The sequence below is a fragment of the Paenibacillus piri genome, from assembly GCF_004354045.1.
In the GTDB taxonomy this organism is placed as follows: Bacteria; Bacillota; Bacilli; order Paenibacillales; family NBRC-103111; genus Paenibacillus_S; species Paenibacillus_S piri.
In genome coordinates this window covers 89,781-107,092 of the sequence record NZ_SMRT01000002.1, presented here as the reverse complement: position 1 = coordinate 107,092, position 17,312 = coordinate 89,781, and the positions used below count along the sequence as shown (strand labels likewise).

The window sequence follows — 17,312 nt, the reverse complement described above, 5'->3', positions numbered from 1 at the left end:
CGCCAATCGAGATAAAAGCGAAGAAGAAGCCTTTAAGAAAACTTTTGAAGCTATTCATACGGCCCACCACTCTCCCAACTTTTTGTCTAAACTGTGACTTTACGTTCATTATACGCCTCGACTTCTTGTCCATTATTAAAATCTTATGAATCTTACATTAAATCTTCACTTCTTTTACAAAATTCCGCACCAGTTCAATGAACATCGGCTTCGTTTTATTCGCAACCGCGACAACCTGCTCATGCGTCAGCGGCTCGAGCTCCTCGCCGATCGCCATGTCGGTGATGCAGGAAATGCCGAGCACATCAAGCCCGGCGTGTCGGGCTGCGATTACTTCGCCGACGGTGGACATGCCCACGGCGTCTCCGCCGAGCCGCGCCAGCATCGTAAGCTCCGCCGGAGGCAAATAGCTGGGACCGCTGATCCCGCTGTAGACGCCCTCCTGCAGCCGGATCGGCGTGCCGGCGCCGCGCATTTGCTCGGCGATGCGCTTCGCCAATACGCGGTAGCCGCGATTGTACGCTTCCGACATATCCGGGAAGCGTACCCCCAGCTCGGCGTGGTTAACGCCGATGAGCGGATTGCTGCCGGTCATGTTCAAATGATCGGAGATCAGCATCAGATCGCCCGCCTGAAAGCTGCGGTTCATCCCGCCCGCCGCGTTTGTAATGACCAGCGAGCGGACGCCCAGCGCCTTCATGACATAAACGGGAAATACGACCTTTTTCATGGAGTAGCCTTCATAGTAATGAAAGCGGCCCTGCATGACGATAACCGGCTTCCCTTCCAGCTTCCCGATAACGAATTGTCCGGCATGCCCTTCAACGGTCGATACCGGGAAATGAGGGATTTGATCGTAGGCAATCGTGATCGGATTGTCAACCTGCCCGGCCATATCGCCCAAGCCCGAGCCGAGGATCAGCCCGATCTGCGGTGTTGTATGCTGCAGCCGCTGCCGAATCCATTGCGCGGCTTCTTGAATATGTTGCAGGTAATTCGTTTCCAAAACGATTCGTCCCCTTCCGCTTACGGAATATGATGATCACAGCTTCGCGACAATGCCAACAATCAGCTTTAAAAATTTCGGCTTCACGCGTTCGGTCGTTTCCATCACTTCCGCATGGGATAACGGCTGATCGAGAATACCCGCCGCCATATTGCTAATGCAGGAGAAGCCGAGCACCTCGATGCCGGCATGCCGGGCTGCGATCACCTCTGCCACTGTCGACATGCCGACGGCGTCCGCTCCCAGCGTGCGAATCATCCGGATTTCGGCCGGCGTCTCATAAGATGGACCCAGCATGCCGAGGTAAACGCCCTCTTTAAGCTTGAGTCCTTGTCCGGATGCCACCTCATGCGCCGTTTGCCGCAGTCCGCGGTTATAAGCCTCGGACATGTCCGGGAAACGGACGCCCAGCTCGTTATGATTCGGCCCGATCAGCGGATTGCGGAACGTGAAATTAATGTGGTCCTTAATCAGCATCAGATCGCCCACTTCAAACGACGTATTGACGCCGCCGGCCGCATTCGTGACGATAAGCGTCTTGACGCCCAGCTCCTTCATAACGCGAACCGGAAACGATACGACATCCACTCCGTAGCCCTCGTACAGATGGAAGCGTCCTTTCATCAGCAGCACATGCTTGCCGCTTATCGTCCCCAGCAGCAGCTCGCCTGCATGCCCTTCGACAGTAGAAACGGGAAAATGGGGAATGTCCCGGTACGCAATCACCGTCGCCCGCTCGACCAGATCGGCGATAACGCCCAGCCCCGAGCCGAGAATCAGGCCGATTTCCGGCGCTTCCGCATATTGGCCGCGTATGTAGGCCGCCGCTTCTTTAATTTGTTGTAGAACCGATGTATCGTCCATCTTGCTTCCTCCTGTTCGAAATGTAAAGTTTAGAAGACTTCACCGGACTTTATAGCCGGCTTAAAAAACTGCTCCCAATGCCCGTACCCGCGACGCCGAAATTGTCGGCAACGGTAGCGCCGAGATCCGCGAACGTATCCCGGATGCCTATAAATTGGCCCTCCTTCAGACTCGGGCCGTACACGAGCAGCGGTACGTATTCCCGGGTATGATCCGTTCCGGGATGGATCGGATCATTGCCATGATCTGCCGTCAAAATCAACAGATCGTCCGGTCCGATTTCATCCATCATTCGCGGAAGCCATTCGTCGAACTGCCCAAGCGCCCCGGCATAGCCCTCCGGATCGCGGCGGTGGCCGTATAGCGAGTCGAAATCGACCAGATTCGTAAACAGCAGCCCGTGAAAAGGCTTTTTCAAATAATCGATGGTCGCCTGTATGCCGTCCAGATTGCTTTTCGTCGGGCGCGCCTCGGTTACCCCTTCGCCCGAAAAAATATCGTTGATTTTACCGACGGCAATACAATCCAGACCTGCGTCCTTCAAATAGTTCATGACCGTCGGCTCCGGCGGCTTCACCGCATAATCGTGACGGTTCGGCGTCCGCTTGAACGCCCCGGGCTGCCCGACATACGGCCTCGCTATAACCCTGCCGACCGCGTAAGGATCTTCGAGTGTCAGCCTGCGGGCAATTTCACAGCCGCGGTACAGCTCCTCCAGCGGGATAATTTCTTCATGCGCCGCCAACTGAAACACGCTGTCAGCCGATGTATACACGATCCAGGCGCCGGATTTCATCTGCTCCTCGCCAAGCTCATCCAATATTTCCGTGCCGGATGCCGGCTTATTGCCGATCACCTTGCGACCCGTCTCATGCTCGAAACGCTCAATGAGCTCCTGCGGAAAACCGTCCGGAAATACGTTGAACGGAATTGTAATGCGGAGTCCCATAATTTCCCAATGGCCGGTCATCGTATCTTTGCCGACCGAAGCCTCGGCCATTTTCCCATAGGCGGCGAGCGGCCTCTCAGCCGGTTCAATTCCGTTAAGCGGCGCGATATTCCCCAATCCCAGCCGCTGCATATTCGGCAGCGTAAATCCCGGCACGCGCTCGGCGATATGTCCCAGCGTATGCGAGCCGGCATCCCCGAACTTCGCCGCATCCGGAAGCTCTCCGATTCCCACACTATCCAAAACGATCAGGCATATACGACGAAAACCCATTCGAGCCACCTCCTGTCAGGTAATAGTTGTATTATCGCAAAACGCCCGCCCGTTTGCAAAACGATTTTCATAAATATGGAAGGATGTCCTCCATTCCGCGGCAGATCAGACAACTGGTATCGAGGCAATAAAAAGCCCGCTCCTTAAAGCAAAGGAACGAGCCTTCTGTATGCTTTTTACACTCCGAAACCATCGGGACAGATTCTACGGCCGCTTCGCTCTCGGGTGCGTCCGGTCGTACACTTCCTTCATTTTGCCGCGCGTGACCTGCGCATAGATTTGCGTCGTTGAAATATCCGCATGTCCCAGCATCTCCTGCACGGAGCGCAGATCGGCGCCGTTCTCCAGCAGATGGGCGGCAAAGGAATGACGCAGCGTATGCGGGGTAATTTCCTTGACGATGCGCGCTTCGGCCGCATAGCGTTTAATAATTTTCCAGAAGCCTTGGCGTGTGATCCGCGTACCCAAATGGTTGATGAACAACGCCTGCTCCGCCTCCGTCTGCTTCAACAGCCGGGGACGCATCGTTTTCTGATACGAGCCGACATACTCGGCCGCAAAGCCGCCCAGCGGAATGATCCGCTCCTTCAACGCCGTACCGACGCAGCGCACAAACCCCAGCTCCAGATTCACATTGTCGACGTTCAGCGAGATCAGCTCGGAAACGCGGATACCCGTCGCATACAGCACTTCAAGCATCGCTTTATCCCGCATGCCGATCGCTGTTTCCGTTCGCGGCGCTTCCAGCAAAGCCTCCACTTCGCCGATGGTCATTACGTTGGGCAGCTTTTTTTCCAGCTTGGGCGTCTCCATATGGAGGGTCGGATCATGCTCCATGACGCGTTCGCGAACCAAATACTGATAAAATGCCCGAATGGAAACGATATTGCGCGATTGCGTAGCCGCAGCTCTGCCCAACTGCTTCAATCGCATTAAATAGTTGGCGATCTGGTATGTATTCGTATCCTGGAGCGAGTGAATGTCATGCTCGCGCAAATATTCTAGATATTGATGAACATCCCTCTCGTAGGATTCCACCGTATTTTTGGCAAGCCCCCGCTCATCGGTCAAAAATTCGATGAATGATTGCAATTCGTTGTTCATGCTGATGTCCCTTCCAATGTAAATGCCAAGGATTATCGATTCAAGGTAATCCTTAAGTACATTCAACAAGAAAGGGCAGAATCCTCCTTGAGCGAGAAAGCTTATTCCTTTCTCATTCTCCCATCCAGTAAAACAGCTTTAACCGATCCGCCATAGAGCCTTGGTCGGAAATCGCACCATGGTCTTGAAATACTTTGACCGCACGCCCGACCGGTTCCTTGTAGCGCTGCGTCGGCTCCAGCCACTGGGCAACCGCCGACAAAATATGGTAGAGAACAAACGTGAACAAACAAAACATGAGTACAAATTTGCCTCGTTCCAGCCACTTGCGGACATGAAGGATCATGGCCTGTCCCCCTCGAGCGAATATCATTCCGGAAACCGGGCGATGCATGGGCAGGTTCACCCGATTGCCCCCATTTCTCCCGATTGCGGTGAAACATCTGTAATTGTCTGAAAAATATCCGGATAACCGCGAAGCGTTAATTTTTCCGGATCACGGATTGTCCATTGCGACAGCACGAGACCCGCGGCATGTACAAACGGCATACGCGCCCATAACCATGATATGACCGCGGAGCATGGATTATGATGGAGTCAGCCGGACAAATCATGCGTTGCAACAACAAAGTCCCCCAAAAGTGACGTGAAGCTCCGAAGCCAATTCCTATTACTTTTGGGGGAGCCCCCGGTTATCCTCAGAAATTTGCTGCGCATAATTTCCTAAACAACAAAAAAAGCTCCTGTACAAGCTTCGCAGCGAAGCTTGCGCAGGAGCCGGTGGTTCCGGCCAAAGCCATTCACAAAATCAACAGCTCCTCCAGCTTCCGGTAAGGCAAACCTACCGATTCGGCAACGGCTGCATGGGTAACATGGCCTTGGTACGTATTGACGCCTAGCCGCAGCTCCGCAAAGCTGCGGATGGCTGGCACAATGCCTTTGTCAGCCAGTTCCAAAGCGTAGGTTAGCGTAACATTCGTCAGCGCCAGCGTCGATGTGCGCGGAACCGCACCCGGCATGTTGGCGACGGCATAGTGAAGCACTCCGTGCTTTTCGTAAACCGGATTGCTGTGCGTCGTTACCCGGTCGATCGTAGCGATGGAGCCGCCCTGATCGACGGCCACATCGACGATGACCGAGCCCTGTTTCATCTGCTTCACCATGTCCTCCGTCACCAGCTTCGGCGCTCTTGCGCCGGGTATGAGCACGGCGCCGATCAACAGATCGGCACGCTGCACGGCGCTTGCGATATTGAACGGATTGGACATCAGCGTCCGGATTTGTCCGTGAAACACATCGTCCAAATAACGCAGTCTGTCCGCGCTCCGGTCGATGATCATCACGTTCGCGCCCAGCCCGAACGCCATCTTGGCCGCATTCGTTCCGACAATGCCTCCGCCCAAAATAATGACGTCCGCCGGCGGAACGCCCGGCACGCCGCCCAGCAAAATTCCCCGCCCGCCGTAAAATTTTTCGAGAAACTGCGCACCGACCTGCACCGACATACGGCCCGCCACCTCGCTCATCGGCGTCAGCAGCGGCAAGCTGCCGTTCGGGAGCTGAATCGTCTCATAGGCGATGCCGGTCACCTTACTGCGGACAAGCGCATGGGTCAGATCGCTCTCCGCCGCCAGGTGAAGATAAGTAAAAATCGTCAGATTTTCCCGGAAATAACCGTACTCGGACGGCAGCGGCTCCTTTACCTTCATGATCATATCGGCCCGCGCCCATACTTCAGCCGCTTTTTCCAGCACTGACGCGCCTTCCCCCGCATAATCGCTATCGGCAAAACCGCTTCCTTCCCCGGCTCCGGCCTCGACTATAACCTGATGTCCGTGCTGCCGCAGCAGTCCTGCGCCTCCGGGTGTAAGGGCAACCCGGTTCTCGTTGTTTTTCAACTCTTTAGGAACGCCGATTACAAACGGATTGGTCATAATGCGGTCCCCTTTCCTACATAATGTCCCTGCGGATAAAATTGCCGCACATCGCAACAATGGTAATTTTCCCAAAAGCGCTAACCATTAACCCGTCGGATCGATTGCAGCGCGGATCGCCGCCCGTTCTGCCCATCTTTTGAAAAGAACCGTCGGGACATGCTATACTTTGAAATGCAACGACCGCTTTAGGAATGGGGGAATTCGGATGAAAAAAATAGCTTCGGAAATCCGCAGCTGGGTAAGTTCTATCGGTGTCGCATTTATTTGCGCGCTGCTGATCGGGGTATTTATTATTCAGCCAACCAACGTGCTGGGGCATTCCATGGATCCGACTTTGCATGACGAGCAGCGCATTTTCGTATCCAAAATTCCCCATACGTTTCATATCGTGCCCAACTACGGAGATATCGTTATTATCGACAGCCGGGTCGACCGAAGCCGCGGCCTGCTCGACGATCTGCTCGAGCATCCGCTGATTACGCTGTTTACGAGCAAGGATGACCGCAGCTTCTATATCAAGCGCGTCATCGGCAAACCGGGCGATGTGCTCGAGTTTAAAGACCACCGGGTTGTGCGCAATGGCGATCCGCTGGAAGAGCCTTACTTGAGCGAGCAAATGAACTATACGTCCACGCAAAAAGTCACCGTTCCCGACGGGCATCTTTACGTGATGGGCGACAATCGGAACAACAGCAAAGACAGCCGCAATATCGGATTTATTCCATTGGATCATGTGCTCGGCGTTAAGATCGGCAAATAATGCCCCCGGATAGACTGCCAGGATAAAAGGCTTCGTCGTCCTTAGGGGACGAGCGTCTGCCAACCAAGGATAAACGGCTCCGCCGTCCTTAAAGGACAGGCGCGTTAGTCAAGGTTGTGAAAAGCAAAGTATAAAACTTATACTTTCTATTCAACTGACAAAAAACCTTCAAACTTGATGAAACAAGCTGAAGGTTTTGTTTGTTTTATGGTTTATTTTTGTCGATACAGCGATGGCAGATGCCTTGAAAATCAAGCCGGTGATCCAACACCTTGAAACGGTATTCCTTTTCCAACCGCTCCTCCAGGTCCCCCAGCCAATCTTCCATAATTTCATCCACCGCTCCGCACTGTACGCAGATCAAGTGATGATGATGATGATGAGTACTGTCATTCCGCAGATCGTAACGGGCCACGCCGTCTCCGAAATTCATCTTTTCCACGACATGAAGCTCGCTTAGCAGCTCCAGTGTCCGGTACACGGTGGCAAGACCGATCTCTGGAGCCTTGTCCTTTACCAGCATAAACACATCTTCCGCGCTTAAATGATCCTCTTCGTTCTCCAGCAGCACACGGACGGTAGCTTCGCGCTGAGGAGTCAATTTATAGCCCTGCGATTGAAGCTGCTGCTTTATTTTTTCGATGCGAGATTCCATGTTCCTCCCCCTACGGGTTTTGCGGTGAACAAAACCTGCTACGTAAGCCTATGCCCGAACGGCAATAAAAATCGAGACTAATTGCCGGGCTTCATCTTACATTATAGGTGGTGGTCGGCCGGAAAGTCAAACATAATCAGTTGAGGCGGTTGAATCAAAATGCTCATGTTTTTGCAGCCATGCTCATTTTTTCAGACAAGCAGAGGCGTTAGCACCGCAAGAAAACGCTTGTCGGCTGCCGGCTGCGGATGTGCGGCTTCCAAACGTACTTGGGCGACTGCATTTCATAATACAAACGCTCCAGCTGCGTACCGAGCCTTCATCTTCGGCTTATTGCGCCATCGTAATGAGCATGGGCGTGACCCATTTCATCATGACCGGCGACATGTACGCCTCGAACAACGCTACTCCCGCAAGCAAAGCGCCGGAGAGCAGTATAGTACCCGAATAGCGCATGAACGGCTCATAAAAAGCGCCTTTCCGCGTCATAAATCGATGTTTCACCAGATGAATCGAAAATGCCATCGCCGTTACACTGCATATGAGCAGCGCAGGAATGACGATCAAATTTTGCGGCACTATCGACACGAGTGCGAACAGCAGCCCTTTCCACGACAGCTGGCCTACCAGGTAGCCCACGCTGAATCCGATCAGCACTCCTTTTAGAAAATCGAGTATTAATATCAACGGAAGTCCGATAACCGACATGCCAAGCACCCAAATTATCAAAATCCATTTGATATGGAGCGCAAACGACTGCTGAAACGAAGCATTGACATCGGTGAAATCTCCCTGCTCGACCGATGAGAAAAAGTTGCCCAAGAAGCGCATAATCTCCTGCTTTTGCTCAAGCGATAATGCATTTACCATCACGGTGCCGAATACGACTCCAGTGACAAAAATAACCCCCACGAAAATGTACAGCGACAAATGCTCCTTCAAATAATTCTGCAGCGAACGGTTACGATTCATGACGGCGTCCTCCCTTGCACAATTAGTACAAGCATATGAGCCGTCCTGCCATAATATGACCGTTATTTGCCGGTTACTTTGCCGTATTTGCCGCCGGCGCCGACCGTCAGCGTCAGCTTGTCCTCACGGGCTTGCACGATATAAGCCGCAATCTCCGGCCCTGCGACCTGTTCGAGCTCCTCGTACGAGACGCGGTGCAGCAAATTCATTTCCGTGCCGAACCGGTCGAGCAGCATTTGCAGCTTCTTCGGCCCCAGGCCGGGTATATACTCGAGCGGAATCTGGAAATGATAGGTCGGCCTGTCCGCAGGCACATACGGCTGCCCGTGCGGCCTGTCCGCGATATCGCGAATGCGGTCCATGACGCCGCGGACAATTTTGGCGCTGCCGCAGTACGGGCACCGTTCGGCTGCCATCTCCCCGCTATCCGGAACGGAATCGCAATTCGCGCAATAGGTGCGGTGATATTTGCCGAGGCGCGGGTTCAGTCCGTAATTGGCAACGATTTCTCTGCCGTCCTGCTTCCCGAGCGCCTTGCGGAGCTCGGCAAAGCTGGGCTCGGCCAAATGAAGCTTATTGTACTCCCGGCCGATTTTCGCCAAGGAATGCGCGTCGGAGTTCGTCAGGAAGGCATAGCGGTCCAGCTCGGAAATATAACCGGCCATTTCCGAATCCGCGCTTAATCCCAGCTCGACGGCAGCGATTCGGTCAATATCGAGCAGCGATTCCATCCGGAACGCGGCACTGCCGTAGACGCTTTTATGCGGCGTAAAAATATGCGCCGGAATAAGCAGCCCGCCGCGGTCGGTCACCTCCTGCTGGAGCACTCTGGCCGGAACGTAGATGCGCTGCGAGCTGAGGCCGACATTTTTCATATGCTTGCCCAGCCAGCCGGTAAACTGCTGCATGGCGCTTAAATCGGGCATATAGGCCAGCAAATGGGCCGCCCCCATGCCCGGATCGCGAACCTCAATCTCGCTGCCCAATATGATCGTCGTCCGGTGGTAGCGGATGCCGCCGCCCGCAAGCTCCTCCATTTCGCCCTTGTCCAGGTAAACTTGCATCTCACGCTGCACGGCAGGAGACTGGCAATCGATAATTCCCACCATATCGATTCCTTTCCGTTCGGACGCTTCCTTGGCAATATGGTAAAACGTCAAATTTTGGGCGCCGCTTATTTTTACGGGTTGTCCTTGTTCGGTCCGTCCGATATGAATGTGCAGGTCTGCGTAAAACGGCCGCAGGTCCATCGTTTAAAAGCCCCCTGTCAGTTTGTAAAGCTGCCATGCATATACGGCCGTTATTGTTTTCGCATCGCCAATCCGCCCCTCGCGAATGTACTGCTGAGCCTGCTCCAGCGTAATGCTCATGCAATCGAGAAATTCATCCTCGTCCAGCTGAGCCCGGCCTTTTTCCAACTCGTCGGCGACGTAAATATACAGCAGCTCATCGGCGAAGCCCGGAGAAGTATAAAACGAACATAGCGGCTTCAGCGTTTTGCAGCGGTAGCCTGTTTCCTCCTCCAGCTCGCGTTGGGCCGCTTCCACCGGGTCCTCCCCCGGCTCCAGCTTCCCGGCCGGAATTTCGATCAATGTCTTGTCCATCGGCTTGCGGTATTGCTCCACGACCAGCAGGCGGTCGTCAACCAAGGCGAGCACCGCCACCGCTCCGGGATGCTTGACGATTTCACGGGTAGCCGTCTGCCCGTTCGGCAGCGTGACGGTATCGACCTGCAGCGAAATGACCTTCCCTTGAAAAATCGGTTGGCTGGACACGGTTGTTTCTGCATATTTGTCAGGAACGGATTTACTCATGTTGGATTCCTCCCAGAAATGTTTGCTATATAAGTTGAACCGATAAAGCATGTCCATTGCATTCCAAAAAGGATGTTCTTTGTTCAAATTATATAGAACGATGCTCCGATTGAAGCTCAGTTTATTTCGACGCGCTCTATTATATCATAAATGGTTCGATCGCTATTTTTATAGCGGGCTTGTCATAACTTTTTTACGCAGCGCATAGGGTGTATCAAAACAGATTGACACCGGAAAGAGGGAGAGCTGTCTATGAAAACGTATATGAGTGAAGAAGCCGTCCGGCTCGTAGGGCGCGTGTGGGAGATTCGCAGATTTTTAAAGCAGGCGCAGCAGCGCACGACGACCGATATCACCCTGCTTGAATATTTGTCCAAGCAAACCGGCTACAATCATGGCAGACAGCCGGCACACCGGTTTCAGCTTGACGGAGCGGCTACCGCTTATCCGTCAGCCAACGGCTCCAACCCGCCGACACCGCAGCTTCAATGCCCGCAAAAAACGCAGGATCGTCGCGTAATCCCCTTCCCATCGAAGTAATAGGCAGCGGGTATGTGTGAAATACCGTCTCCAGCTCGGCAGCGGAGCTTACCTTGATCCATTCCAGATGATGTCGGAGCGCGATTCCGCTCTGTTCCGCCTGAAGCCGCAAACGGTCGCCCGCTCCCCCTTCCAGCTCAGGCAACGGCGTCAATACGCCCGGCTGTGCGATCAGCCGCAGCACCGTCAATGTATGATGGCTAATACCAAAGTGCCGTTCCCGCCGTTCGGTCGTACTGAGCCGCGGTATGATGACGGGCTGACCTTGCAGCGCAATGACCGCGTTCAATATTTCGCCGGTCTCCAACCCGCTGAACCCAAGCCGCGTACTTGTCCCCACGCTGCCCGGTCCCATTGCGACGATCGTCATATCCGCATGCAGAATGTGCTTGGCGGCGAGCAGTGCCGTGTATTTATTTACGGTTTCCAGGTCGCCTCCATAAGCGTGACCATAAGTGATGGTGCCGGCCAGCCACCCGAGCTTGCCCAACGCTGCCGCATGCCTGCTGAATGCAATTGGCAGCGACCCGCCGTCGGACATCACATAGGCGATTCGGCACGGATGTTCCCGCCCGCTGCGCTCCTGTAGCCTCCTTATCATACATACTGCCGCAGGAAGCATACTGTGCAGCTCGCCGACGAATACCGGCATACCGTCCAAAGCTTGCGGTTCCGAGCGGAAAAATGCATGATGCGGGCTGACGGGTTCTTCGGCCGCCAGCACGGCTCTCTGCAGCGAAGTATATCGAAGCTTCATGATATGCCCTCCTTGCGGATCGATCCGCTGATTGACATGGATACGCTCGAGCGATTTTTGATATCCGCCGGAATTGTCGGGCACCGGCAAAACCGCATGCACAAAATGAACGCCGCCCGAGCCTAATCGGAGCGTTTCCGCTGTCGTATTGAGCATGACCCAATCGCCAGCTGCGAGGCAAGGGTATAGGTCCGTCTCATAAACGGCGGCGGCAGCGGAGCCGTCCGCAAGCTGCACATCCGCCCACCGCAGGCGGCCAGCCGCGCGTGCCCCATCTTCATGGCTGCCTTGCAAACGACTGACTTCTCCGTGACTCTCTCCCGTAATAACATCTTCCGCACAATCGCCTTCCGCGACACTCTCCCCTATAGGATCGCCATCCAAGCTGTTGGCCTCCGCTGATTCTGCTCCTCTAATATCGCTTTCCTCCGATTCCCGGATGCGCCGGACGACTCCAAGCTTCCATTCGATCATGTTTGTCCCCCATTCATCTTTCCGTTCTTTAACATGAATGTATGCGAGGAACTCCGGCTACTTTCCGATAAGTACAAAACGGTCGGCTGGCGTTAATCGTGGAGCGAAATGGAATCTGGAAAAAAGAATAAGTCCCGCTACGGGGACTTATTGCAGGGAGAGCTATTCGGGTGCGTTTCATCAGGATGCCCGATCAGGCTCCGGCAACTTCCTTGACGATTTGCACGACCGCCTCGGTCACTTTAACAAGGTCCTTTATGGCGATCTGCTCTTGAGTCGTATGAATATGCTCATAGCCGACAGCCAGATTAACGGTCGGAACGCCCATGCCGTTAAATACGTTGGCGTCGCTGCCGCCGCCGGAATGGAACGTTCTCGGCTTGCAGCCCAATTTGCTCAGCGCTTGGACAGCCAGCTTGACGACCGGCGCTTCCAGATCGTACATATAAGCCGGATAGATCACCTCGCTCTGGAAATCGACCTGCGCCCCCATTTCGGACGCCGCGGCCTGACATGCCTGACGCATCGATTCCACCTGGCGGTCCAGCTTATCCTGGGATATGCTTCTCGCTTCCGCTTCAAGCTCGACACGGTCGACCACGATATTCGTGGCGCCGTTGACGCCCCCTGCGAACCGGCCGATATTGGCCGTCGTTTCTTTGTCGATCCGTCCCAGCGACATACGGGAGATCGCTTTGCTCGCGACCGTAATCGCGCTCACTCCCGATTCCGGGTTCACTCCGGCATGCGCGGACCGGCCCGTGAATACGATATTGATTTTGGCTTGAGTTGGCGCCGCGACTGCGATATCGCCGATTTCGCCATTCGAATCGAGTGCGTAGCCGAAATCGGCTTGCAGCCGCTTGGCGTCCATCGCCCGCGAGCCTTTAAGTCCGGCTTCTTCGCCGGCAGTAATGACAAATTGAATTTGACCGTGCTTAATATTTTGTTCCTTCAATACGCGGATCGCTTCCAGCATAGCTGCCAATCCGGCTTTGTCGTCGCTGCCCAGAATGGTTGTGCCGTCGCTGCGAATGATGCCGTCGTCGCCGATAATCGGCATAATTCCTTTGCCGGGTGTCACCGTATCCATATGCGAGGTGAAAAAGAGCCGCGGTACCGGAGCTTTCGTGGTCGCCGCCAATGTACAAATCAGATTGCCGGAGCCGTGTCCGATTTTTTGCGCTGCATCGTCTTCCTCGACCGACAAGCCCAGTCCGCCAAACTTCTGCTTAAGCACCCTGCTGATTTCCTGCTCGTGACGGGTCTCGCTGTCCACCTGCACCAACTCGATAAATTCGCTTACCAATCGTTTTTCCTGTATCATCTCTTTCCTCCTATACCCGATTTAAGTTAAAATAGGAATACGTGAAACCGAAATGTTGTAAAGGGAGTTGAATTGAATGCGAAACAAGCTGATGTTTAAAATTATTATTTACACAATGATCGCTTCCATGCTGCTGTCCACCTTATTGTTTACCGTTAATTTATTTATGTGACACAGGCGTTTAATATAACTTCGTATCCATGCTGTAGGATTCCATATTTTCTTTGACGCGCTGCAGGAACCGCCCGCAGATGACGCCGTCCAAAATACGGTGATCCAAGGACAAGCAGAGGTTGGCCATCGAGCGGACCGCGATCATATCCTGGATTACAACCGGTTTTTTAACAATCGATTCGAAGGTTAATATCGCCGCCTGCGGGTAGTTGATAATCGGATACGAGGCAATCGAACCGAATGAACCGGTGTTGTTTACCGTAAAGGTTCCGCCCTGCATATCGGCAAGCGATAGCTTGCCGGCTCTCGCCTTCCGCGAATAGTCATCGATTTCCCGGGCGAGACCGGCGATATTTTTTTGATCCGCCCTCTTGATGACCGGCGTAATGACGGAATCCTCGGTACCTACCGCTAGCGATATATTGATATCCCGCTTCACGATAATTTTATCGACCGCCCAGACGGAGTTCATGATGGGATAATCTTTTATCGCGCTGACCACCGCTTTAAGCATAAACGACAAATACGTCAGGTTTACGCCTTCCTCGCGCCGGAAATCATCCTTCAGCTTGTTGCGGAGCAGAACCATATTCGTTACGTCCACCTCGATCATCGTCCAGGCATGAGGGATTTCCGTTACGCTCTGGCGCATTCTGCTGGCGATCGCATTGCGGATCGGGGTTACGTCGATCAAATATTCGCCGCGTCCTTCAAGCGGCTGCCCTTCCACATCGATTTTCGGCAGCGGCGGATTTTCCGACAAGTGAATACCTGTCGATCTTACAGGGCCTTTCGGCTGGCTCGGGATAAACATTCCCCCGCTGTCGGAAACCATCGCGCCGCGCGATAGTTCAGCCGCCGATGGGGCGGCCGGTGAAGGAGCGGCAGTCGGTGCCGCCGCATACTTATCGTTATTCCCTGCTCCCGCCTGACTGCCGGCAGCGACGAACGCCTCGACATCTTTGCGGGTAATCCGTCCTCCCAGACCGCTGCCACGCACATCCTCCAGCCGGATGCCGCGCTCGGCCGCCAGCTTCAACACCGATGGCGAATAACGGTTGCGCATGCTCTCGTCAGCACCCGCTTGCGATGAAGAGCCGTCCGCATGGTTTCTCAATGCGGGTGCATCTGGCGCATCCCCCGTCATGCTGCCAACCGCCACTTCAATGATGCAAATCGCCTCGCCGACCGCAGCGGTGACGCCTTCATCGACCAGCAGCCGGGTCAGCCTGCCGGCAACCGGGGATGGCATCTCCGTCGTCACCTTGTCCGTAATCAGCTCGCATATTGCATCATATTCCTCTATATAATCGCCAGGCTGCTTAAGCCACTTGCCTATCGTCGCCGAGACGAGGCTTTCCGCCAAATGCGGTACGGTCACTTCCGTTTCCCGTATATTTCGCGTCATTTGATTTCCTCCTTTTTCCACGTCGAAACTGTCTTGGCCCGCGCGGCCTCAATCCAGTTTCGGCGAATGCTCAGTCAGCTTCACCTGGAACGATTACCTGTCCGAAAATCCGGTGAATAGCTGCCGGTATGCGGACGGATCCCGCCCGCTTCGCTTCTTAATTTTCAGACTTCTAAAATTCCGCCAGCTCGCGCATCGCATCCCGAATTTTGTCCGGACTCAGCAGGAAAAACTTCTCCATCGGCGGATTCATCCCTACAGCCGGCACATCGGGAGCGCACAGCCTGCGGATGGGCGCATCGAGCTCGAACAGCAGCTCTTCGGCAATAATGGCCGACACTTCGCCGCCGACGCCGCCGGTCTTGTTATCCTCGTGAACAATGAGCACTTTGCCGGTTTTGGCGGCCGCCTCAAGAATCGCTTCCTTGTCAAGCGGCTGAATCGTGCGCAAATCCAAAATATGCGCGCTAATTCCCTCTTTCGCCAACGCTTCGGCCGCTTGTAAAGCATACTGTACCGTAATCCCATAGGAAATAACGGTTATATCCGTCCCTTCCCGCTTTACATCGGCTTTGCCAATCTCGATCACGTAATCATCCTCGGGCACCTCGCCGCTTATGCCGAGATAACATTTTTTATGCTCAAAATAAAGCACCGGGTCTGCGTCGCGGATTGCCGCCTTCATTAAGCCTTTGGCATCGTACGGGTTGGAAGGCGCGACCAGCTTCAAGCCCGGCGTTCCGAAAAATACCGATTCCGGACATTGGGAATGATATAACGCTCCTCCCCCGGTCGCGCCGTACGGAGCCCGGACGACGATCGGGCAGCTCCAGTCGTTGTTGGAGCGGTAGCGGACGCGCGCCGCCTCGCTAATGATCTGGTTGGTCGCCGGAAAAATAAAATCGGCAAATTGCATTTCCGCGATCGGCTTCATGCCGTACATCGCCGCGCCGATGGCAACCCCGGCGATGGCCGATTCGGCCAAAGGCGTATCCATGACCCGGGCTTCGCCGAATTTGTCACGCAATCCTTTGGTCGCGTTCAACACGCCGCCCTTGCCGACATCCTCGCCCAGCACGAATACATTCTCGTCCCTTTCCATCTCTTCATACATGGCGGAACGGATAGCTTCCAAATATGTAATGACCGCCATTAGCGCACCTCCCCGTCTTCGGCGAACACATGTCTGAGCGTATCTTCCGGCAGCGGAAACGGTGCCTGATCCGCATACTGGGTAGCTTCATTAATTTCCTGCTTCAGCCGCTCTTCCAGCTCGGCCTCCTGCTCGTCGCTCCATAAACCGCAGTCGATTAAATATTGACGATATTTCGGCAGTCCGTCTTTGGAACGGTTCGCGTCCACTTCTTCCTTTGTCCGGTACAGCATATCGTTGTCTGAAGTAGAATGCGGCGAAATCCGGTACATGACGGCTTCGATCAGCGTCGGCCCGTCGCCGCGGACGGCGCGTTCGCGCGCTTCCTTCATCACGCGGTAAACTTCCAGGACATCGTTGCCGTCAACCTTGATTCCCGGGAAGCCGTAACCGGCCGCGCGCTCGGCGATGCTGCCGGCGATCTGCTTGTGCAGCGGAACGGAAATCGCATACTGGTTATTTTCACACATGAAAATGGCGGGCAGTTGATGCACGCCGGCAAAATTGCAGCCCTCATGGAAATCGCCCTGGTTGCTCGAGCCTTCACCGAATGTTGCAAAGGCAACGAAATCCTGCCGTTTCAGCTTCGCCGCCAAGGCAAAGCCGACGGCATGCGGCACCTGCGTGGTGACCGGAGAGGACCCCGTCACAATATGATGTTTTTTATGACTGAAGTGGCCGGGCATTTGGCGCCCCCCGCTGTTCGGATCTTCAGCCTTGGCGAATACCGACAGCATCAAATCTGTGATCGTCATGCCTACGGAAAGTACAAAACCGTAATCGCGGTAATAGGGTAAAAAATAGTCCTTGCCTTTCTCCAAAGCAAAGGCGGCGGCGACCTGAGCAGCCTCCTGTCCGATGCCGGAAACGTGGAATGCAATTTTTCCGGCACGCTGCAGCAAAAAGCAGCGCTCGTCAAACTTCCGGGCTTTCTGCATCGTTTTATACATGTCAACGGCTTGCTCATCCGACAACCCAAGCTTGCGGTGCTTCATCATTTGTCCAATAGACATGGGTGCAGCCCCTTTCGGCTTTCGAAATTATTACTAGGTACTAATACTAGCCCCTATAAGTATATTATAAACGGTTTCAATTATGAACACAATTATTGCCCGCAAAAAATTCCGGGCGCATCATTTCAGCCG

The 17,312-nt window shown here is 54.2% G+C and carries 18 protein-coding genes; 3 read left to right on the top strand and 15 right to left on the bottom strand.

Going from position 1 to position 17,312, the window contains the following annotated elements; translation table 11 throughout:
• Positions 1–157 precede the first annotated feature (157 nt).
• The 6 genes from E1757_RS05280 to ald all read right to left on the bottom strand — a co-directional run bounded on the left by E1757_RS05280 (position 158) and on the right by ald (position 6,130).
• Entirely contained in the window at positions 158–1,006 is an 849-nt protein-coding gene (locus tag E1757_RS05280; protein WP_133225813.1) for a purine-nucleoside phosphorylase, read from the bottom strand.
• A gap of 36 nt (positions 1,007–1,042) precedes the next feature.
• Positions 1,043–1,870 (bottom strand): purine-nucleoside phosphorylase, encoded by an 828-nt coding sequence (locus E1757_RS05275; RefSeq protein WP_133225812.1) that lies wholly within the window; start codon positions 1,868–1,870, stop codon positions 1,043–1,045.
• Positions 1,871–1,919: 49 nt separating this feature from the next.
• Positions 1,920–3,092, bottom strand: a complete 1,173-nt coding sequence (gene deoB, locus E1757_RS05270; RefSeq protein WP_133225811.1) for a phosphopentomutase — start codon at positions 3,090–3,092, stop codon at positions 1,920–1,922.
• Between the two features lie 204 nt (positions 3,093–3,296).
• Positions 3,297–4,196 carry a site-specific tyrosine recombinase XerD gene (gene xerD, locus E1757_RS05265; protein WP_133225810.1) on the bottom strand — a complete coding sequence of 300 codons (900 nt, stop codon included), beginning with the start codon at positions 4,194–4,196 and terminating at the stop codon, positions 3,297–3,299.
• A gap of 112 nt (positions 4,197–4,308) precedes the next feature.
• Positions 4,309–4,542: a DUF4227 family protein gene (locus tag E1757_RS05260; protein ID WP_133225809.1), complete on the bottom strand. Its 234-nt coding sequence runs from the start codon at positions 4,540–4,542 to the stop codon at positions 4,309–4,311.
• A gap of 454 nt (positions 4,543–4,996) precedes the next feature.
• Entirely contained in the window at positions 4,997–6,130 is a 1,134-nt protein-coding gene (gene ald, locus E1757_RS05255) for an alanine dehydrogenase (protein WP_133225808.1), read from the bottom strand.
• 208 nt (positions 6,131–6,338) lie between these two features.
• On the opposite strand from ald, the gene lepB reads away from it, so the two are divergent.
• Positions 6,339–6,893, top strand: a complete 555-nt coding sequence (gene lepB, locus E1757_RS05250; protein WP_133225807.1) for a signal peptidase I — start codon at positions 6,339–6,341, stop codon at positions 6,891–6,893.
• A gap of 205 nt (positions 6,894–7,098) precedes the next feature.
• Here the strand turns inward: lepB and fur are convergent, their stop codons facing one another.
• The 4 genes from fur to E1757_RS05230 all read right to left on the bottom strand — a co-directional run bounded on the left by fur (position 7,099) and on the right by E1757_RS05230 (position 10,334).
• Positions 7,099–7,548, bottom strand: a complete 450-nt coding sequence (gene fur / locus E1757_RS05245; RefSeq protein ID WP_133225806.1) for a ferric iron uptake transcriptional regulator — start codon at positions 7,546–7,548, stop codon at positions 7,099–7,101.
• 330 nt (positions 7,549–7,878) lie between these two features.
• A complete protein-coding gene (gene spoIIM, locus E1757_RS05240; RefSeq protein ID WP_133225805.1) occupies positions 7,879–8,520 on the bottom strand; it encodes a stage II sporulation protein M in 642 nt (213 codons plus the stop codon).
• Between the two features lie 62 nt (positions 8,521–8,582).
• Entirely contained in the window at positions 8,583–9,770 is a 1,188-nt protein-coding gene (locus E1757_RS05235) for an endonuclease Q family protein (protein WP_133225804.1), read from the bottom strand.
• A 3-nt stretch (positions 9,771–9,773) separates the two neighbouring features.
• Positions 9,774–10,334, bottom strand: a complete 561-nt coding sequence (locus E1757_RS05230; protein WP_133225803.1) for an NUDIX hydrolase — start codon at positions 10,332–10,334, stop codon at positions 9,774–9,776.
• 252 nt (positions 10,335–10,586) lie between these two features.
• On the opposite strand from E1757_RS05230, the gene mciZ reads away from it, so the two are divergent.
• Positions 10,587–10,874 carry a Z-ring formation inhibitor MciZ gene (mciZ, locus tag E1757_RS05225; RefSeq protein WP_133225802.1) on the top strand — a complete coding sequence of 96 codons (288 nt, stop codon included), beginning with the start codon at positions 10,587–10,589 and terminating at the stop codon, positions 10,872–10,874.
• Here the strand turns inward: mciZ and E1757_RS05220 are convergent.
• Both E1757_RS05220 and E1757_RS05215 read right to left on the bottom strand, forming a co-directional pair.
• A complete protein-coding gene (locus E1757_RS05220) occupies positions 10,771–12,105 on the bottom strand; it encodes a DUF3866 family protein (RefSeq protein WP_133225801.1) in 1,335 nt (444 codons plus the stop codon). The two genes, mciZ and E1757_RS05220, sit on opposite strands and share 104 nt — an antisense overlap.
• Positions 12,106–12,298: 193 nt before the next feature.
• Entirely contained in the window at positions 12,299–13,432 is a 1,134-nt protein-coding gene (locus E1757_RS05215) for a M20/M25/M40 family metallo-hydrolase (protein ID WP_133225800.1), read from the bottom strand.
• A 76-nt stretch (positions 13,433–13,508) separates the two neighbouring features.
• On the opposite strand from E1757_RS05215, the gene prli42 reads away from it, so the two are divergent.
• Positions 13,509–13,604, top strand: coding sequence for a stressosome-associated protein Prli42 (prli42, locus tag E1757_RS35670; protein ID WP_165971970.1), 96 nt, complete (start codon positions 13,509–13,511; stop codon positions 13,602–13,604).
• A gap of 9 nt (positions 13,605–13,613) precedes the next feature.
• Here the strand turns inward: prli42 and E1757_RS05210 are convergent, their stop codons facing one another.
• From E1757_RS05210 to E1757_RS05200, 3 genes are all read right to left on the bottom strand, one after another.
• The gene (locus E1757_RS05210; RefSeq protein WP_133225799.1) at positions 13,614–15,014 is read right to left on the bottom strand and encodes a dihydrolipoamide acetyltransferase family protein; all 1,401 of its coding nucleotides are present in this window, start codon (positions 15,012–15,014) and stop codon (positions 13,614–13,616) included.
• Between the two features lie 172 nt (positions 15,015–15,186).
• Positions 15,187–16,167: an alpha-ketoacid dehydrogenase subunit beta gene (locus tag E1757_RS05205; protein ID WP_133225798.1), complete on the bottom strand. Its 981-nt coding sequence runs from the start codon at positions 16,165–16,167 to the stop codon at positions 15,187–15,189.
• Positions 16,167–17,180 (bottom strand): thiamine pyrophosphate-dependent dehydrogenase E1 component subunit alpha, encoded by a 1,014-nt coding sequence (locus tag E1757_RS05200; protein WP_133225797.1) that lies wholly within the window; start codon positions 17,178–17,180, stop codon positions 16,167–16,169. Before E1757_RS05200 ends, E1757_RS05205 begins: the two co-directional genes overlap by 1 nt.
• Positions 17,181–17,312 lie beyond the last annotated feature (132 nt).